The sequence below is a fragment of the Paenibacillus chitinolyticus NBRC 15660 genome (genome assembly GCF_000739915.1).
Lineage (GTDB): Bacteria > Bacillota > Bacilli > Paenibacillales > NBRC-103111 > Paenibacillus_F > Paenibacillus_F chitinolyticus.
Genome location: NZ_BBJT01000008.1, coordinates 195,493 through 214,334 on the forward strand (window position 1 = coordinate 195,493; position 18,842 = coordinate 214,334).

Consider the following 18,842-nt stretch of genomic DNA (forward strand, 5'->3'; position numbering starts at 1 on the left):
CCTCCTTATATGAACGAGGGTGGTTTTCACCACGCCACGTTTTTATACTTATGGAAATGGATGCGGATGTGGATTGAGATCTTCTAGCCTCAGCGGTTTCTCCGCATACCCGAGTTCCACAGGTACCCGGAGCACCCGCTCCAGCCCCGCTAAGCGGGTAAAGCGATGTCCGAATGTCATCGGCAGCATCCCGGGGATCAACACCTTCACGCAATGCAGTCCGTTACGCATGATTTCCGGCGCTGTCACATCCACCACGATCACATCGAGATTCAGTCGGTGGAATGCCTTAAGAATGTCCTTCAGATCATCCGTTAAATCGGCATGTCTTGCCTCCCGCTTGAACTCCTCTTCAAACGTTCGCAACGGGCGATTGTCATCCAGCAGAAATTGCAGGCGCTCCTGCGCTTGCGGAAGTCCGTAAAGCAGTGAATGATCCTCCATCTGCTGCACCAGGGATGAATCATGGAACATTCGAACATACGTCTCCCGGTTCGTATCCAATTTCTCGTCGAACGACTGCACCATGCCGGCCAACTCGTGAACCGCACTTTTCACGGCCCGTACCGGATCCGGATGAGCCCCGGCCGCACAGATGAGATTCACTCCTGTCTGCTTCCGGTTTTTCGCCACTCCCCAAACGCTTGGAATCCCATTCTCCATCGTCGAGTTAAAGAAATGCACATCAAACCCCGCCACCGCCCGCAAACGATCGATCATCAACTGCAATTCTTGGTCGTTAGCGGAATAAAGGTCAAGGCGCGGGAGAGGTAGCTGCGCATACCAAGTCATCAGAAACGAGTCCCGCTCCACCACTTCCAATATGCCGTAAAAAATAGCCTCCTCCAAACTTCCGCCTAACGCGCATCCGTTGGAAGTTTCAAACACAAAGCTGTGCCCGCAGCCCATACTGTAATAGGCAAGCTGTTCCGGAACTAGAATCGGACGCTCTTGCAAAAATGAATAACCCCATACCCAATCGATTGGGTGGTCAGGATTAAACGGTGTATACGGAGCCCCCGGCTGAGCATACTGTTCCTTCGTGTGCTCCCCCACTTTAACGGGGTCGAGCGCTTGATCCTTCACATTGCGGTAGCTATCACGGATTACCGTCCGTTTGCTTCGGGGTGCCAGACCGCAGTACCGCTCCAACCCTTCCAATATAGCGGTCAACTCGCTCACCGCATAGGAATGAGTCCGACCTGCCGTTCCCACGTCCTCTGCAAGCAAAGGCAGATTCACACTCACATCAGCGAACGGCGACTTGAGGTCAACCATTTTCCCATTCAGAAAGCCGGTCCGGTAATCCAGATAGTCTTGGGTCAGAACTTTATTCAGCTCATCCATCCCGCGGCAGCGGTAACTGTCCTCGCTAATCTTCGGACTTGGCTGCAACGAGATATGGGCTGCCGCCGATGAATCGTCAAGCAATTGACTGCAAACCGGACACAGCGGATCAGGGAGAACGAAGTGAAGTGTGCCCTCCAGCGTTTTCAGGTTGATCAAAAACATCCTCTCTGCCGAATGAACCGTTTGGCCTTGTAATACCTTCCTCGCCTCCACGGCCAGCAAGTGACCCACCTGCAAAAGTCCTGTACGTGACGCCCATGCATCACGATCTACTCCCCCGCGTGTCATCAGCCTCTGCTGCAGCCCCCGCATTTCCTTGCGTTCGCGTCCCGCCATTAGGCGCCGCATGTCTGCACACTGGGAGCACCCTTGTGTACCCGGCCGAACCAGCGGTCCGATCACGCCCTCGCCGAATGAAACGAAGCCGCGCAGCCAAGGGATGCCGACTGGCTGCAGCAGCTCTTCTGCCTTTTGATGAATGTAAGGATTCCAGGCATCGTTCAACACCAGAACCAAATCCGCCGCTTCCGGTACTCCTGCCTCGAAATCGTTCTGACGAACGACCTCAAATTGGGTTGACAGTTCTCCGCACACGCAGTCCGCCAACACCCCTTCTCCAACAATCACAACAGCAGCGCTCACCGGGATCCCTCCTCTCGCAGCACTACACCAAACACCCCTGCCACTTCCTCTTTCAAGAACGGTTCTGCCGCCAGATCGAAAACCAGGAGCTTCTTACGGTTTCGATTCAAAACCTGCAAGGCGGATTGCAGAACCGCTGGTTGTGACGCTGCTTCACATGCGGGGATCTCGAGATTTAGTGGTGCCTGTTCTTTCAAAAGTACGGACGAAAACCCCAATGCTTGCGATTTTAAGCCATCCGGTTGGATTTGTGCCCCCAACAGAGCCTGCTGCAGTGCCTTTCGCAACGCCATGGTCTCATTTAAGCCTACGCTGCAATACCAGCGATCACTCGTACGGACCCACACCACAGGAAATCCAGACACTTCTTCTCCCAAGGCAATCAACGGCGCTCCCTTCATCGTCGTCAATGCTTCCAAATAAAAAAGACAATGTTTATCTTCTACCGTACGCAGCTGTACCCGGGAGACCACAGGCAACCGAGACGCCTGCCGCTTGCCCAGCACGTCCTCCAAACACCTTTGCAGCCCTCGGCAAACACCTTCCGCAACCGCCTCTCCCGTTCCGATACCGATAAATTCCTGCGGTTCTATCCTGTCAGCCCCTTCTCCCTGATGGGGAGGAAGCATCGGAACGAGCAAGTCGGCTATTCGTGACACATATGCTTCAATCCCGGCCAGCCCCGCTTCCCGTCGCGCCTCCTCATGCGTCAGATCGGCACAAATTATATCCGGCAGCAGCCCGGCGGGTTCTTCCGACAGCGGATCGATGGCCTGAACGCGACACTGAGAGAGCGGCAGCTGCGTTAAATCCCCCTCCTCCCAAACATGAAAAATCCCTGATTCCGCCGATGTCAGCCGGCTAAAATAAGGAATCAATCCATTCTCACTTTTGTTTGATCTCCGTTCGAGCTGAAGATCGAAATCATGAATCCATTTAGGTCCGCTAAGCTCGGTCACAAGCGGATGGGGCAGGAACGAATGCCATCTTCCTTCCAACGTTTCCAGATTAAGCAGAAAAAATCGGTTATTCTGTTCCGAATCGTCCGCTCCCGTAATCTTTTTAAACAGCTCAAACACGCTCACATTGGCCAACATGGCTGCCGCTGTTGATGAAAAGGTGTGCAGCTGCGGGTCTTTAGAAATTGCGGACTGGTGTAGGCGACGCCACGCTGACTCCCAGCATCCCTCAAAATCCGGATGAACTAACGGTCCCGCCATACCCACCTGCTGCAAGCATACAGCAGAAAGAAACAACTTCTGCTCCTCCCGGCAGGCTGCATGAAGAACTCGAAGTTCCCGGGCATCGTCCTCTCGTGACACAAAAACAATCGAATCAAACGGCCTCACAGCCTCCCGCCAACAACTCCCCTCCTCCTTCGGCAAGGCAACCTCCACTACTGCCACCTCGGAGTCCGTTATACGGGCATGTGCCACCAACTCTGCCATCCGTTGCCGATCAGTCGAATCCGTACCCGAAACCAAGACATAAAACTTGGATAACCCGGATTCAAGCAGCGCAGAAATCGCCGAGATCAAAAATGGACCCGAACCGACCAGCAATACTTTGGTCTGACGATAGCATTGAAACCGATACGCGCCCGAATCACCGAAATGATCCAAAAATTCAATTTGAGAAGCATACTTCGTAAGAACCTCTTCCGGCAATTGATGCGGGGTATCCTGGCTCACATCCCGAACAAAGCCGTTACGATACAAAACTTCCGCAATTTCGTATACCTGGTTCCGGTGTTGGTCCGGCAATCCGTCGGTCAAATCCTCCAATCTATGCTCCCCATTGAATATCGGTATCAGTGTTTCAATCCACTGATCGATCGCCTCCCCTTCCATGCGGAACGAGCTTACATTATTTCGAAAATACACACCGCTCAAATCAGGAAGAAAAAAGGTATCCCTTTTAACCTTTAGACGCATCGAAGGGTTCAAATTTGCCATTCTACTCCTCCTCCGTAGGCTGTTCTCAATCGGCTCCGACACTTCACAAGTAATCTTATGTACAGCTATTTGTCCCTCATGACTGTAACGTTGAGCTTCTGTCTTTTCGTTACCGACGCAAAACACCCCTAAATTAGATTAGATTAACCAAAAGGTTTTTCTAACATCTATTTTAGGGGCGCACATCAAGATGATTCAGGGCTTTTTCTTTCTCATTAGTCGACCACTGTTTCCATAGAGAAATAAGTAATAGTGGATACAACTATTACTTATCGGCAATAAATACCCTATTTTCCTCCACGGTGACAGCTGTGACAATTGGAGCAGTTATGACAATTGGAGCATCTGAAGCAGCTGGAACACCTGAAGCAACTGGAGCAACTGGAGCAATTAGAACAATTGAAACAACTAGAACAATTGAAACAATTGAAGCACCTGAAACAATTGAAACAGGTGAAGAAGCATAAACGAGCCGATTGTTCGTTTTGAGCGTTCCAAGGAGTCGTCTCACTCGCCGTAAATTGGGAAACATTCAATTTCGCTAAGTCATTTTTGAAATCGTTCATAATAATATTACCTCCATTTTTTATAAACAATTTGATTGGCGCATAAACCGGCACTGGGCAAGAAGAACAGAAACCAAAATAATCGACTTCGTCGTCCTTTTCAAAAGGTGACGGTGTTTCTGCGAGAAACAACTGTCCTGTCGGGATCCGCCAATTGTAATACTTCATGACAACATATGAATCGGGCTCCGCTCTTGTTACTGATCCAGATGCCTACATTTTATTTTTCTTCGCTGAACAAAGTCATGCTGTGAAATACAAAAGGAGCCTGCCACCTTCACAGCGGCAAAGCTCCTTTTACATGGTCATCATTTGACTGATCATAGACAGCGCCCATTAATGTGGCGAGGAAGTAAATCTTATCGTGAATACTCCTGTATGACCTCATAAATTTTTTCAGGTCTTAAAGATGTGCAAATGGATTGTTCAGTTTGAAGGGCAAGAGCAGCACCGGCAAGTCCCGACTGGCACGCACTATATAGCGATTCATTGTTCATGGTTCCATATATTGCACAAGAAGAAAACGCATCGCCAACTCCTGTGGTATCCACAATATCCGTTAGAAAAGAAGGCAAATGCCCACATTCCTCCGAGGAAGAATAATAAGCTCCCTGATCACCGAGTGTGATAATAACCTTTTTAACCCCACGTTCTCTAATTTTTTCGCAGGCTAGCTGACAATCCTCGATTGAGTCGATCTTCATGTCAGCAAGTATCTCTGCTTCTACTCGGTTTGGGAGCAATAGTTCTACTCCGTCAAGACGTAAAGGGAGTTTTCGTGTCTTGGCTGCCGATGTCGGGTCCATGTACACAGGAATTTGTTCATCGGCGCAGCGTTTAATTAAATAACTTATACATTCCTTAGGAATATTCGTATCCAAAAAAACAGCTCGTGAGGAAACGATATAGGACCATTTTTCCTCAAACATGGAAGTTGTCATTTGTTCGTATATATGCATATCGTCCATGGACACGACACTCTCACCGGTTATATCCAGTAAGGTGGTGAAAATCCCTGTTCGTTCAGTTGGCAGCACCCAAACTTGACTAACATCAACTCCTTGACGTTTTATTTCATTCAGTATCCAGTTACCTTCTTTGTCGTCTCCGACACAAGTCATAATGGAAGTATTACAGCGGAGCCGACTTAAATTTTCAGCAACGTTGCGTGCTGCACCGCCACAAGATTCATTAATTTTTACCGGATTGGATGAATGAAAATTCACCTTCTGATTCGATCGCGCTATCCGGTCAATATTAGCTCCCCCGATGCAAATAATCGACGATTCTTCACGGAGAATATAGGCGCGTCCTTTGATTTCACCGCGTCTTGTCAAGTTAGCAATATAATTAGCAACCGTCGGACGGGACAAACCAACCTTACTTGATAATTCTTGTTGGGAAATATAAGGATTCATTTTTATATAGTCTAAAATTTGTTTTTCTTTATCCATGGAGCAGCCTCATTTCTTCTTATAATCTTAAAAACACAAACCTAGTGTTTGCCCCCTCATTTATTATACAACTAAAATTACTTTCACAATCCATTCCTACTTTTGTGCCATGCAAAATCCCCCCTCGTTTTGGATCGTTATGTATATCCGGCACGAGGATGCGATTTTCTGTCTTGACATATGATAATGAAAGCGTATACTAAACATATGTTTTTATAACAAACATTTGTTTATAGTATTTGGGAGGTGTGAAATGGCTGCTAATGTCACGGACGGACAAGACAATATTGCATAAGGCATAGGCATTAACATGGAGGTGATTTACATGAATGTTATTTTCTTAATAACTGGCCTTCTTCTTGTTTTTATGATTGGGTTTTTAGTAAGTAACAACAGACAAAAAATAAAATACAAACGTGTTCTGATCATGATAGCCGTACAAATCCTATTAGTTTACTTCATGACGAACACTAGTATAGGGATCATTGTTATTACAAAAGTGGGCTTGCTTTTTGAAAAGTTAATGGAGATTGCTAATTCGGGAATTCAATTCGTATTTGGCGGTTTGGCGAATGAAGGTCAATCTCCGTTTTTCCTTGGCGTGTTAATGCCTCTTGTTTTCATGTCCGTTTTAATTGGGATTCTAAATTATATAAGAGTATTGCCTTTCATCATCAAATATTTAGGTCTATTTTTAAGTAAAATTACCGGAATGGGAAAGCTTGAAAGTTATTTTGCAATATCTACGTCTGCACTTGGACAACCGGAAGTGTTCTTAACCATTATCAAACAAATTCCACTTTTGTCTAAAGAAAGACTTTACACCATTTGTACATCGGCAATGAGTGCAATAAGTATGGCAATGGTTGGGGCATATGCCAATATGCTGGAGCCTAAGTTTGTTGTAACTGCTGTTGTATTGAATATTTTTAGTGCTCTTATCGTTGCCAATATTATTAACCCTTATGATTTAGATGAGAATGAGGATTTAGTTGAAATTGACGATAAAGAAAGACTTCCTTTCTTCCGAATGGTTGGAGAGAGCGTAATGGACGGTTTTAAAATCGCCATTATTGTTGCCGCAATGCTATTGGGATTTATCTCTCTCATGCAACTAGTTAACGTTATTTTTCAAAGTGCATTTCAAGTATCGTTCGATACGGTTCTTGGTTACATTTTCGCACCAATCGCCTTCTTAATGGGGGTTCCATGGACAGAAGCTGTACAAGCAGGGGGAATTATGGCTACAAAACTGATTACAAATGAATTTGTAGCTATGTTGAACTTTCGTGAAATTACAAACCAGCTTTCCTCTAAAACGGTTGCCATTGTATCTGTCTATTTAGTTAGTTTCGCAAATTTCGGAACTCTGGGCATTATTTCCGGATCAATCAAGTCGATCAGTGACAAACAAGGAGACCATGTTGCGAAATTTGCTTTTAAATTGTTGTTAGGCTCAACATTAGCATCTGTAATTTCAGGCACAATGATGGGACTTGTTATGTAAATAAAGTTAGAGGTGAACGATTATGACTAGAAGAAAAATTATTATGGATTGCGATCCGGGACATGATGACGCTATTGCGATTATTTTAGCTGCTGTACAACCGAAACTGGAGATATTAGCGATTACCACGGTCTCTGGAAATGCGGAAATCGAAAAAACGACCCAAAATGCGTTGAAAGTTTGTGATTTAATTTCATTACATGATGTCGTTGTTTCAAAAGGGGCCAGTGAGCCTTTGGTTCGAATACGTGAAACTGCACCTGGCATTCATGGAGATTCAGGCTTAGATGGTCCTAAGTTGCCGGAACCTTCCCGCAGTTGGAGCGAGGAACATGGCGTTGATACCATTATAAGACTTGTAAAAGAGTCACCGGAGCCTGTTACCCTTCTTCCGACAGGACCATTAACAAATATTGCGCTAGCATTAACAAAAGCACCGGAAATTAAGAACAATATAGAAGAGATTGTACTAATGGGCGGCGGAACATTTGGTAACTGGACGCCAACTGCCGAATTTAATATTTGGGCTGATCCGGAAGCCGCAAAAAAAGTATTCGATAGCGGTATTCCCACAGTAGTTATGGGACTTGATATTACACATCAAGCCTTAGCGACCAAAGAAGTTATCGAAGAAGTGAACAAAATCGATAATCATGTTGCTAAAATAGTAGGCGAATTATTAGTGTTTTTTGCATCGACCTATAAAGAGATGTTCGATTTTGACGGGGCACCGGTACACGATGTATTGACTGTGGCCTATTGTGTTGCACCGGAATTGTTCAAGACTAAAGATGTAAATATTGTCGTAGAAACTAAAGGAGAGTATACGGCAGGAACAACCTTAGTTGATCTTCACGGGGTCACCGGTAGAAAAGTTAATGCCAAGTTCGGATTAGAGCTTGATGTAGACGGTTTTTGGAAACTAATGATTGACGCACTTAAAAAATACTAGAATCTAATATCGAAAAGATAGGCAGATAGCTATCAGAGAGCGATTATACATGGAGAGACATGGATCATGCCCACAGAACCTCCATGTAAAATCACTTTACCTTCAGGAGTTGAAGTCATGAGAGAACCAAATATAGTAGTTATCGGAAGTTTAAATATGGATATCGCGGTTGAAGCAGAGCGTTCTCCTTCTATCGGAGAGACGGTTATGGGCACAGACGTCCATTTCATTCCCGGTGGCAAAGGTGCCAATCAAGCCGTGGCCACTTCCAGGCTTGGCGCTCACACGACGATGATCGGCACGTTGGGCAGTGACGACTTTGGAGCAGAACTTCGGAATTCTCTTGTGAATAGCGGAGTTGACGTTCTTGGGATCAAAACGGCGGAAGGAATTCCGACTGGGATTGCCTCTATTCTCCTCGCTCAAAAAGATAATCAAATTGTGGTGGTTCCTGGAGCGAATGCCCACTGTCTTCCAGAAGATGTATATCGGCATGAAGCTCTCCTTGCACAAGCCGATGTGGTTCTTCTGCAATTGGAAATTCCGCTCGAAACAGTGGTTGCCGCCGCAGAAGTCGCCAAGCGCCATGGCAAAACGGTCATTTTAAATCCAGGCCCCGCCAGGGACTTGCCGGAAGAACTGTTGAAGCATACGGACTACATTACCCCGAATCGTTTGGAGCTCGCCCTGCTTACGGGAATGGATACGTCCGGGGAGCAGTGGAAGGATGCGGCGAAACGTTTATTGGAAATGGGTCCACGCCATGTGATTACCACATTGGGATCCCAAGGTTCCGCATATATAAAGCCGGATATGCATATAACGACCGTTCCGGCATACCGGGTTCCCGTCATCGATACGACCGGGGCAGGAGACTCTTTTAACGGCGGATTGGCTTACGCTTTAGCGGTAGGAGATGATCTGGACGCTGCCGTTCGTTTTGCTGCTAAGGTTTCCGCTCTAGCTGTGACCAAACTAGGTGCTCAAGCCGGAATGCCCTCGCTTGAAGAAGTCGAGACGTTCTGCTGGTCCAACGTCCAAGGATGACGTTACGAAGCTGACAAGGTGTGATTCGAAATCGCGAATCATCCCATAACCGACACTATTTCTGCCTGTGATTCGAATATTCCAACTACAATTTCAAGATATACATTCCACTTCTTTATGCCAATGGTAGGGAAAATGCGCAAACTCATCATACAGATACCGCATCTCTCGGCCTCGCATTAGATTCATTTATTTCCATCACCTGCATAACACAAAACTTATTTGTTAAAATAACAAAATCCACAACCTGTTTCGGTTGTGGATTTTATGTATGGAGACGAGGGGGAATATTGCAATCTCTATCCAACCTACTCACGCAGCCTCCTCCGCCGGTAACCCTAGCGGTGGATAGGAATCCCGTGCTTCTCCGCTTCGCTCTGTCCGCGCGGAACAGCGAAAAGGCCTCGGCCTCTCGGCTGGGACCTTTTTGCTGTGTATGGAGGCTAATCGCGGGGATTAAAAACCACAATTCACCGCCGGGCAATGCTCTTGATATTTAAGCAAATGTAACACAGCTACTCTGTTCCTCATCTACTGATTCAGAGCAGTCCATGCCGTTACCAGCAGCCACCCATCTACTTATTTGAATAGCGAATAAACGGAATCGATATACTCGCTCTCGCTGCTACTAACCCCTCGATAATTACTAAAACCATCTCTAATATAAAGTTTCCCCTGATACCAAACTGGATTTTCGCCGCATCTAACCGTAATTCTTAAAACTGTTTTCTCCTTAAATTTGATTGGTTCAATAGTTGAATTAACCTGAGTTTTCAGCCGTTCGGGGAGATCAGAATTTCTAATACCTTGGATGATCATGGAGACATAGTTATCTAAAGATGAACCGTACAAAAGTGCTTCTCTCTCAAGACCAACGACACCAAAATTGTTGATTCTTGAGACAGATATCCGATCCAGTTTTTCTATTTGAGCAGTATCTTTCTCCTTGTCCGCTATACCAACAAATAGATATCCCGTTCTGTTTTTACCAAGATTGGCTAGTGACGCAAGGGTACAATATATCGTGTCATACATACCCTTATTAAATTTTCTCTCGTTCGGACCTAAATGGTACATCCCTTGCTTGAAGTCATACTCAGGTTTCTCTAATGTAGAATTTCTTATTAGCTGTTCTAATTCGGTGCTAGTTGTGTAAAATGGAGTTTGATCAGTTGGCCTGAAATATGTTTCAACAAGCCCCTTACACTGGTTAACATTCAATTCTCTGCTTTTCGAAAGATCGTTTTCATAGCTCAACCTGTTCGTTAAGTTTTTTAGCGCGATACAGATTTCTTTATAGTCGCTTGGCTTTTTACCGTTCTTATACAACAATTCATGAAACACAAGGCAGATCGAATAGAATGCCTCGAGGCTCTCTTCCTTACTTTTGCCATTCAGTAATTCTCTTAAACTGATAGATTGAGGTTCAAGTTCTTCTCTACACATATAAGCAATATGGTTAAATACCCCAACAACTTCTTGGACTAATTTGTCCGCACCATAGTTTTTTATTTCTTGATCAATTTTGATTGTCTTATCTATTTCCCCAACTCCGTAATAATTGTTAAGTTCCGCTCTTCCTGCTGGATACTGCTTTTCCAAAACAATAGATAGGATAACATCACTGATAATTTCTTCGTCTTCACTACGCTTAATATCGTTAAGAGAAAATAACTGATGGTTACACCAAAAGGATTTTTCGATATTCGTCTCATAACCGAGCGTATTTCTCTTTATTTCTTCTATGAACCCTATACTCTCACTTGAAAATAGCTGATCAGATATCATATCATTTCGCAGAATCAAGCCAATTTTTTTAATTAAGCTTGAGAAGGCGGTCTTTTTCCCTGCTTGTCTTATTTCCTGAGGATTCAAAGATATTCCATACGAGTTGATTCTCAAAAATATATTATCCACATCTGAATCATCCTTATATTCACACAATGCAATCGGTACCTGCGCATTCAAAAAAATTTGCGATTCCGCTTCAGAAATATATTTTCGGCTAGAATCACTATCACATGAATCACTATAATCTTTAAAGAAAATAAAATCATCTCCACGTTCAAATCCAAACTTGCCTTCAATATATTCAAATAATGAGTGAAGTCGTTGGATACCGTCTATTACTTCATATACTTCACCTTCCGACATATTAAGCATAATAGCGGGGATCGGATACATTCTGAAGACGCTATCAACCAAATACTTTTTATCCTTCTCTGGCCAAACTAAATTCCTTTGATAACGCCGGTTTACAAATAACTTTCCATCCTGGAACAACTGGTAGAGTTGGCGAATTTTAAAGCTAGTTACTCGATACAAAATGTTTCTCCCTCCCAAAAGTTAGTATTTTCCTTGTACCATATTATAGGAATTACAAATCGATTGTATATAGCGATTGGTCTTATCATAATTAAAGGCTGCCTAAGGACAATGCAAAAATCCACAACCTCTTACGGTTGTGGATTTACATGGTGGAGACGAGGGGAGTTGAACCCCTGTCCGAAGATAACGACACATAAGCTTCCACGTGTTCAGTCAACGGGTTTGATGTCACCTGGTCATCTGTACTCTATAATAGCATTCTCAGACCAAGCAGGTATTGACTCTACACAAAAAATTAGCTTACCGTGCACCATTTCCGCAATTATCGAAGGCACATATGTATTATCAATGATAATAACCTGGTATGCGATGTCTAAAGCTGGTTTTAGATTTTGTAAAGGCTGACCGTATCGAAAGCGAATGTCCTCTTCTGCGATCCAATGCCCACCCTGCTCGACACGAGAAGCTACACGGTCTATATGCATGAGAGACCGGATTCTTCTAACAGCTTCCCTTCCAGCAGACAGGTCGGCACCTCTCGGATCATCGGGCTTTAATTCCCGTGCAATCTGGTCTGGTCAATCAGTTCAACTAACCATTCTATCATTTGCAAGCTGATCGTGCTTTTGCCGGCTCCATTGGTACCAGCAAAAACGGTCATGGTTGGTTTGGTGTCACTCATGATATTCAAATTCATGCCGTTTTCCGGTTGCATCAAAAATGATTTCGAACTTATTTCCTTCAGCGTCTTCACGAACACGTTTGTTATTCTTTATATAATAGATAGATGCACCTGACTCTTTGGCTTGCTCCCGTGCATGTTGATTCGCTTTTTTTAAAACTTCTTGGAGTTGTTCTCGATTTGCAAACATCTTCAATCCCCCTCCAGTTTTAAAATTATGCTTATTATATCAAAAATTGAAGTGCCACCAACCAGAATACTGGTTACTTGATCGAACAAGATAAATTACAGGTTTCCCCTGGTTTGGTTGTAGTTATAGGTGAATGGTTGCTTTCGCAATTGCTAGCAGCAGCCGTAGCAGTTACTATTGGTAGTGTATTTTATTTGGTAGTCTCGGAAATTGCAACTGGCTAAAATTATGCAAGGAAACCTTTGGATTGAAAATCCACTAACTTTACCACAGACTGTTGGAGGGACTTGTTAACCCTATTTTTGTAAGTGGCGGAGAGTACGTTTGGTCTAGAAATTACACAATAGCAGCAGAAGTAGCGAAAGTAGCTGGTGGGAATAGATTTCCTGGTGAACTTGAGTTAACATGTAATTAAGTTCCTGGAAATTACTTCCACAACTACTGTCATACATGGAACAGAGTGGGCGGACATTTTTCCTTTTAATAGGGGGGTCTTATGCAGAAAGAAGAACTTGATAAGCTTTTTAAGAAATCCAAATTGCCATTCAGGTATTCAGTGAAAGATGCGGAGAAAATACTTACAGACAGATATAACACAATCGAGATCGATAAAGAAATAGTTAACGATTTGAAGAAAGATCCCCTTGTTAACTACGAAAACATTATAAAATGTTATAGGGTAAATGATAGTAAAATTCATTCCGCTCTCTTTAATGATAATGAACGGAGTATGCACGCTGAGACTCGGCAACGTAATGCTAATGAGCCCATATCAAATTCTGAGATTACGGAATCTATGTTACTCTGGAGAAATATTCAAGAAGGAAAGTTCCTCCAACTGGTACTCGAAAGTGCAGATAGGGAGTATATTTCTTCGTTTACTTTACAAGGTTTAAGCGAAAAAATGTTAGATGAATTAATTATACTTATGGGTATTCCACCAGAAGAAGGTTACATTGGGAATCCCGCATATGAATCTTATTTAAACGTTTTGCACAAAAATGAGTTAATTTAAATCGGTCGAGCTCTATTTAATCCCGTGCTCCTACGCTTCGCTCCGTCGGCGCGGACTGAACCCGCTAGGTTCTCCTCCCGCCTCCCGGAACAACAAAAAAGCCCCAGCCTCTCGGCTGGGACCTTTCTGTTGTTGTATGGAGGCGAGCCGTGGCTTGGCATATCCACAATACGCACTTTTATCTAAGCCCAGCAATCTCTTCTCGCCTTAGTCCTAGATATACTGCAAGGGATACAGGCGTTCGACACCTCAACGATTTTAATCACAGCGACAACCCCACTTGTTGGATTTATTTAATGGTTGCTTTTATTATAAATCGTTAAAAAGATATCATTAAGGTATTTAAATTACATTTTGGACTGCTAATGTGGCATTGTTGACACAGTGAATAAAACGCTTTTTATTCAAAAGCGGCAGAGCAAAAGAAGTTTATGACCTCAGCCATGTGCGAACGGGCTGTTCAGAGGCTTCGCAAATACCAAGGAACATCTTCTGCAGATCTTCCAGCATCCGACTAACGGCTTCGTCGCGGAAGCAAGCCTTCAGGTAGGTCATATATATTTCGTAGCCTTCCGGGATGACACAGACATCAACACGCAGCGGGGTTCCGGAATCGAATATGGCCAGCGCTTTTTCGTACTCGTTCTCCAGAGGGACGTCGCGAATCCAATCCTTACCGCCGGAAACCTCGAAATAAGAGGGAAGGTTTTGGAAAATCATATACGATTCGAATAGCGCCTTCTCCTCTGACATCCCGATCCATTCCCTGATTTTCCTCAACGGAGTGTAATCCCATTGCGTGAGCAAGAGCTGTTTCTCCTGAATTTTCTGCAGGAGCTGAAAAGCAGTCTCATCTTCGTCCACCCGGACTCGCATCGGCAGTGTGTTGATAGTGGGACCAACAATGTCTTCCGCCCCTTCATATTCCGGCTGTCTGCCATTGGACATAACACCGAACAGAACCTCCCGTTCGTCGGTGTACCGTGCCAGTAGCAGCGACCACGCCAATTGAAACAGCACGTTCACCGTAACACGGCTTCGAAGTGCAAGCTCACGCACTTGATGCGGTACCGCAGGTTTGATCTGCACCGACTTCTTCGCGAATCCCTTCCCCCTTGGCTGTCCATTGAAGGGCGCATGCTCGACAAGCGGCGTCGCTCGGCAAAAGCCCGCCAGCTCTGCGCTCCAATAGCGCCTTGGCTCCTCAAGCGCTCTGGAGCGGAGCCAGGCAGCGTATTTTCCATAATGACCTGCGGGTGGGAGCTCGTAAGGCTTCTCCTCAAGCAGGCTATAATAACATTTGATCACTTGGATCAATACGATAAAATGACTCCAGCCGTCCATCATCAGATACGAGCAGCTCATCACCAATTGGTGATTGTTCTCTCCGAGGGTGGCGAACATCACGTCATAGGTCGTCGACCGGCGGAGATACGTAAGATCGCTCCGAAGCAGATTGCGTTCCTGGTAGCGCTTCAGCTCTTCCTGTTGCCTCTCCGCATCCCATCCGCGCCAATCCAGATATTGAACAGGTACCCGGATACTGCTGCGCGTCAGCTGCACCGGCTCGGCAAGCCCTTCATAGACAACGGAGGTTTTGGTTAGCGCAAAATGGTTCGCCACCCGCTGCCATGCTTCCGTCATGAGCTCGGGCTCCAGCTTGTCCTTGAAACGCATAACCATATTGACGAAAAATTGGGCAGGCTCAGGACGTCGGCGCATCGTATCAAGCATGTAGTCCTGCAGAGGCGTAAGAGGATAGACGTCTTCGATCTCTTCGCGAGTTACCCCCTCGATGCTCGCAAAGTCTTCTCGATTAAGACCTACAAGCGGAAAATCAAACTTGAGCCCGACGACCGTTTCTTTTGGCGGTTCCTCCATTCTTCTGCTGTCTACGCCGATCGCCTGGCTTAGTTCGGCAATCGTTTGATATTGGAATACTTGCTTGGTGGTAAGCTCGAGTCCCAATTTTCTCGCTCTAGAGATCAGCATCATCGTCTTGATCGAATCGCCGCCAATCTCAAAATAGTTTTGGTGGACCCCTACCTTCTCGAGAACGAGCAGTTCCTTCCAGATGCCGCACAGCAGCTCTTCGACGAAATTCCGCGGTTCTTCGAACCGGTCGTCGGACAAATCCGTATCCGGCATAGGCAGCGCTTGACGGTCGATTTTACCGCTGGGTGTGACCGGGAGACGATCCAGAATTACGAACGCCGAAGGAATCATGTAACTGGGCAACTGTTCTCTAAGACTTTGGCGCAGCGATTCAACGTCCAGCGTCAAGCCTGACTTTCCGACCATATACGCCGTAATTCGTTTGTCGCCGGGCGTCTCCTCGCGGACGAGAACAACCACTTCCTTCACAGAAGAATGTGTAGCAAGCGCCTCTTGGATCTCGGCAAGCTCAATGCGGAATCCCCGGACTTTGACCTGGTCGTCGGCCCTGCCAAGAAACTGGATGCGCCCGTCAGGTAAATATCGGCCGATGTCTCCGCTCCGGTATATCCGTGCGCCTTCGCAAGCCGAGAACGGATCCGGAATAAATTTCTCCCTTGTCAGCTCTTCCCTACGCAGGTAACCGCCGCCGACCCCTTGACCGCCTATGCAGATTTCTCCAGGTACCCCGATAGGCATCAACCGCAGCTCCCGATCCGTAATATAGATCTTCATATTGGCCAGCGGCCTTCCAATATGCGGTGGCTGATAAGCTTCCCCGTCAGGCTCGATCATGCGGAAGGTGCTGGCGATCGTGCATTCCGTGGGGCCATATAGATCGTATACCTCAAACGGCAGGCCACAAGGCAGCTTAGCGGTCCATTTGTCTCCCCCAGTAAACAGACGGCGGAGAGGCGTTTCCGCAGGCCAGCGCACAGAAACCAGCTGCTCGGCCAGCGGGGTGGGCAGGAAGGCGAAGGTGATCCCGTTGTCCAGCATCCAATCGCGCAGTAGCTCAGGCTGCAATCTTGTCTCTTCCGAAGGGAGCCACAAGGATGCGCCGGAGACCAGCGCCCCCCAGATCTCGGCTACGGACAAATCGAAGCCGACCCCCGATGCAAAGCAGACCCGGTCGGAAGAAGACAGCGCCGTGGCGTCCCGATACCAGTGCAAGAAATTGATGATGGACTCGTGCGAAATCAACGTTCCCTTAGGCTGGCCCGTAGAACCGGAAGTATAGATGACATACGCCGTTTCCTCATAGAACTGCTTGCGCGAAGACACGTGAGCATCTGTGAAATCGCAAAGCGGGAAGTCCCCGGATGGGTCAGTTTCATTATCCAGATATAAGATTTGCGCAACGATCGTACCTGCGATAAACGGCCGGAGCTGCTCTGTGGTCAGCAGCACTGAAGCAAGCGAATCGTTCAGAATGTACGTTATCCGTTCCTTCGGAAGGATAGGATCGATCGGCAAATAGGCACCGCCGGTCATCAGGACTGCAAGTTGGGCCACGACCATCTCCGGGGTGCGCTCCAGGCATATCGCTGTTATCATCCCAGGGCCTACACCGAACTCGCGCAATCGTTCGGCCAGATGCCCTGCATTGCCAAGGAGTTGACCATAAGTAATGTGGTGGCTGGCGTTCACAATGGCCGGCCGCTCCAGCTGACCGACGGCCTGGGCCTGCACCAGCTGATGCAGAGTCGTCTGGAGCGGGTAATCATGGCTCGTCCGGTTCCACCCATTCAGCAGCTCCCGCTCTTCCCCTGATAGAACCGGCAGAGCGCCGACCTGAGCGTCCGGACTGTCGGCAATGCTGGAAAGAAGCATCGTGAAATGACCAGTCAACCTCTGTATCGTCGCCTCCTCGAAGAGACTCCGGTTGTATTCCAAGGCGCCTTTCCATCCACTTTCCGTCTCGAACATTTCAAGGCTCAGGTCGAACTTCGACGTTTCAGTCTCCACATCGAGCTGTTCGGCGGTGAGACCGGTCAGCTCGAACGAAACGGCCGGCGCATTTTGCATCGAGAACATGACTTGAAACAACGGAGAATAACTGAGGCTCCGCTGCCCTGCTGTCTCTTCGACAAGCATTTCGAACGGAACATCCTGATTGGCATAGGCATCCAGAGCATTTTTACGGACATGCCGGAGCAACTGCCGAAAAGGAAGACCCGCGTTGACTTCCGATCGAATTACCAGGCTGTTGACAAAAAAACCGATCAGAGACTCCACATCCTTACGGTTTCTTCCGGACAACGGCGTTCCGACACATATATCCCCTTCCTCAGTATAGCGGTACAGCAACGACTGGAGCGCGGCCATCAGTAGCATAAAGGAAGTCGCCTCCTCCTCGGCGGCAAGACGACACAGCCTTTCCTTAAGCTGCTGTGGCACGGTGAAGTGAATCTTTCTCCCTATATACTGCTGGGTCAACGGCCGGGGGTAGTCGGTTGGAAGCTGTAGCAGTGCAGGCGCTCCTGCCAACTTCCTCTTCCAGAAAGACAGCTGCTCTTGAACTGCGGCCCCCTGAACCCATTCCCGCTGCCAATTGGCAAAGTCGGCATACTGCAAGCGAAGCGGCGGAAGCGTTGCAGCATTCCCGCAAACAAAGGAGTTATAGAATTCCATCAGCTCCCGGCTAAACCGGTGATGAGACCAGCCGTCGGTAACGATATGGTGAAAAGCCAGAAGCAGCACATGTTCTTCCTCCGCGAGATAGAGCAGCGCCGTCCGTAGCAAAGGACCGCATCTCAGATCGAACACCCTGTTGATAAGGGAAATTTGCTCCTGGATCGCCTCCTCCTGCTTGCCGCCTGGCAGGTCCCGCAGATCCTTTCGCTCCAGCGGTACGTTCATCGTATCCAGAATGATCTGATAAGCGCTTCCCTCTTCGTCACCAAACACGGTACGAAGCATTTCATGCCGCTGCACAACGGCCTGCAAGCTCCGTTCCAGCGCTCCGTCCTGGAGAATGCCCTTCAACTTTATGGCATAAACTAAGTTATATGCCGTTGATGCCGGATCTAGAGAAGATAAGAACCATAGTCGCTGTTGCGCAAAGGAAAGCGGGCTCTTCTCTTGCTTCTGGCGCACGGATATCCCCTGTTTCGTATTAACCGGGACTACAGCGCTTTGAAGCAGTTGACCAAGCAGTGCCCGTTTTTCCTCGGACAATTGAGACCTGCGGGCTTCCATTGAATCTACATTGGTCAT

The 18,842-nt window shown here is 46.7% G+C and carries 11 protein-coding genes; 5 read left to right on the forward strand and 6 right to left on the reverse strand.

The features are described from left to right. Positions 1-48: 48 nt before the first annotated feature. Together PCH01S_RS19825 and PCH01S_RS19830 are read right to left on the reverse strand one after the other, a co-directional pair. Positions 49-1,992, reverse strand: a complete 1,944-nt coding sequence (locus PCH01S_RS19825; RefSeq protein ID WP_042232264.1) for a TOMM precursor leader peptide-binding protein — start codon at positions 1,990-1,992, stop codon at positions 49-51. Continuing rightward, positions 1,989-3,947 (reverse strand): putative thiazole-containing bacteriocin maturation protein, encoded by a 1,959-nt coding sequence (locus tag PCH01S_RS19830; RefSeq protein WP_042232266.1) that lies wholly within the window; start codon positions 3,945-3,947, stop codon positions 1,989-1,991. The genes PCH01S_RS19825 and PCH01S_RS19830 overlap by 4 nt, the downstream gene beginning before the upstream one ends. Positions 3,948-4,276: 329 nt before the next feature. On the opposite strand from PCH01S_RS19830, the gene PCH01S_RS30595 reads away from it, so the two are divergent. After that, positions 4,277-4,414 (forward strand): hypothetical protein, encoded by a 138-nt coding sequence (locus tag PCH01S_RS30595; RefSeq protein WP_156972847.1) that lies wholly within the window; start codon positions 4,277-4,279, stop codon positions 4,412-4,414. A gap of 458 nt (positions 4,415-4,872) precedes the next feature. Here the strand turns inward: PCH01S_RS30595 and PCH01S_RS19835 are convergent, their stop codons facing one another. Further along, positions 4,873-5,967: a carbohydrate kinase gene (locus PCH01S_RS19835; protein ID WP_042232268.1), complete on the reverse strand. Its 1,095-nt coding sequence runs from the start codon at positions 5,965-5,967 to the stop codon at positions 4,873-4,875. A gap of 325 nt (positions 5,968-6,292) precedes the next feature. Between PCH01S_RS19835 and PCH01S_RS19840 the strand changes: the two genes are divergently transcribed. The 3 genes from PCH01S_RS19840 (at position 6,293) to rbsK (ending at position 9,473) form a co-directional block, all read left to right on the forward strand. Next, positions 6,293-7,474, forward strand: a complete 1,182-nt coding sequence (locus PCH01S_RS19840) for a NupC/NupG family nucleoside CNT transporter (RefSeq protein WP_042232271.1) — start codon at positions 6,293-6,295, stop codon at positions 7,472-7,474. 22 nt (positions 7,475-7,496) lie between these two features. Further along, on the forward strand, positions 7,497-8,426 hold the full coding sequence (locus PCH01S_RS19845; protein WP_042232274.1) for a nucleoside hydrolase: 930 nt from the start codon (positions 7,497-7,499) through the stop codon (positions 8,424-8,426). A 117-nt stretch (positions 8,427-8,543) separates the two neighbouring features. Then, the gene (gene rbsK / locus PCH01S_RS19850) at positions 8,544-9,473 is read left to right on the forward strand and encodes a ribokinase (protein ID WP_042232275.1); all 930 of its coding nucleotides are present in this window, start codon (positions 8,544-8,546) and stop codon (positions 9,471-9,473) included. A 579-nt stretch (positions 9,474-10,052) separates the two neighbouring features. Here the strand turns inward: rbsK and PCH01S_RS19855 are convergent. Further along, positions 10,053-11,798, reverse strand: a complete 1,746-nt coding sequence (locus PCH01S_RS19855; protein ID WP_042232278.1) for a GmrSD restriction endonuclease domain-containing protein — start codon at positions 11,796-11,798, stop codon at positions 10,053-10,055. A 677-nt stretch (positions 11,799-12,475) separates the two neighbouring features. Then, positions 12,476-12,673, reverse strand: coding sequence for a hypothetical protein (locus PCH01S_RS19865; protein ID WP_042232280.1), 198 nt, complete (start codon positions 12,671-12,673; stop codon positions 12,476-12,478). A gap of 496 nt (positions 12,674-13,169) precedes the next feature. On the opposite strand from PCH01S_RS19865, the gene PCH01S_RS19870 reads away from it, so the two are divergent. Next, complete coding sequence (locus PCH01S_RS19870) at positions 13,170-13,688, forward strand: hypothetical protein (RefSeq protein WP_042232282.1); 519 nt, start codon at positions 13,170-13,172, stop codon at positions 13,686-13,688. A 429-nt stretch (positions 13,689-14,117) separates the two neighbouring features. Here the strand turns inward: PCH01S_RS19870 and PCH01S_RS19875 are convergent, their stop codons facing one another. Continuing rightward, positions 14,118-18,842 carry a non-ribosomal peptide synthetase gene (locus tag PCH01S_RS19875; protein WP_042232284.1) on the reverse strand — a complete coding sequence of 1,575 codons (4,725 nt, stop codon included), beginning with the start codon at positions 18,840-18,842 and terminating at the stop codon, positions 14,118-14,120.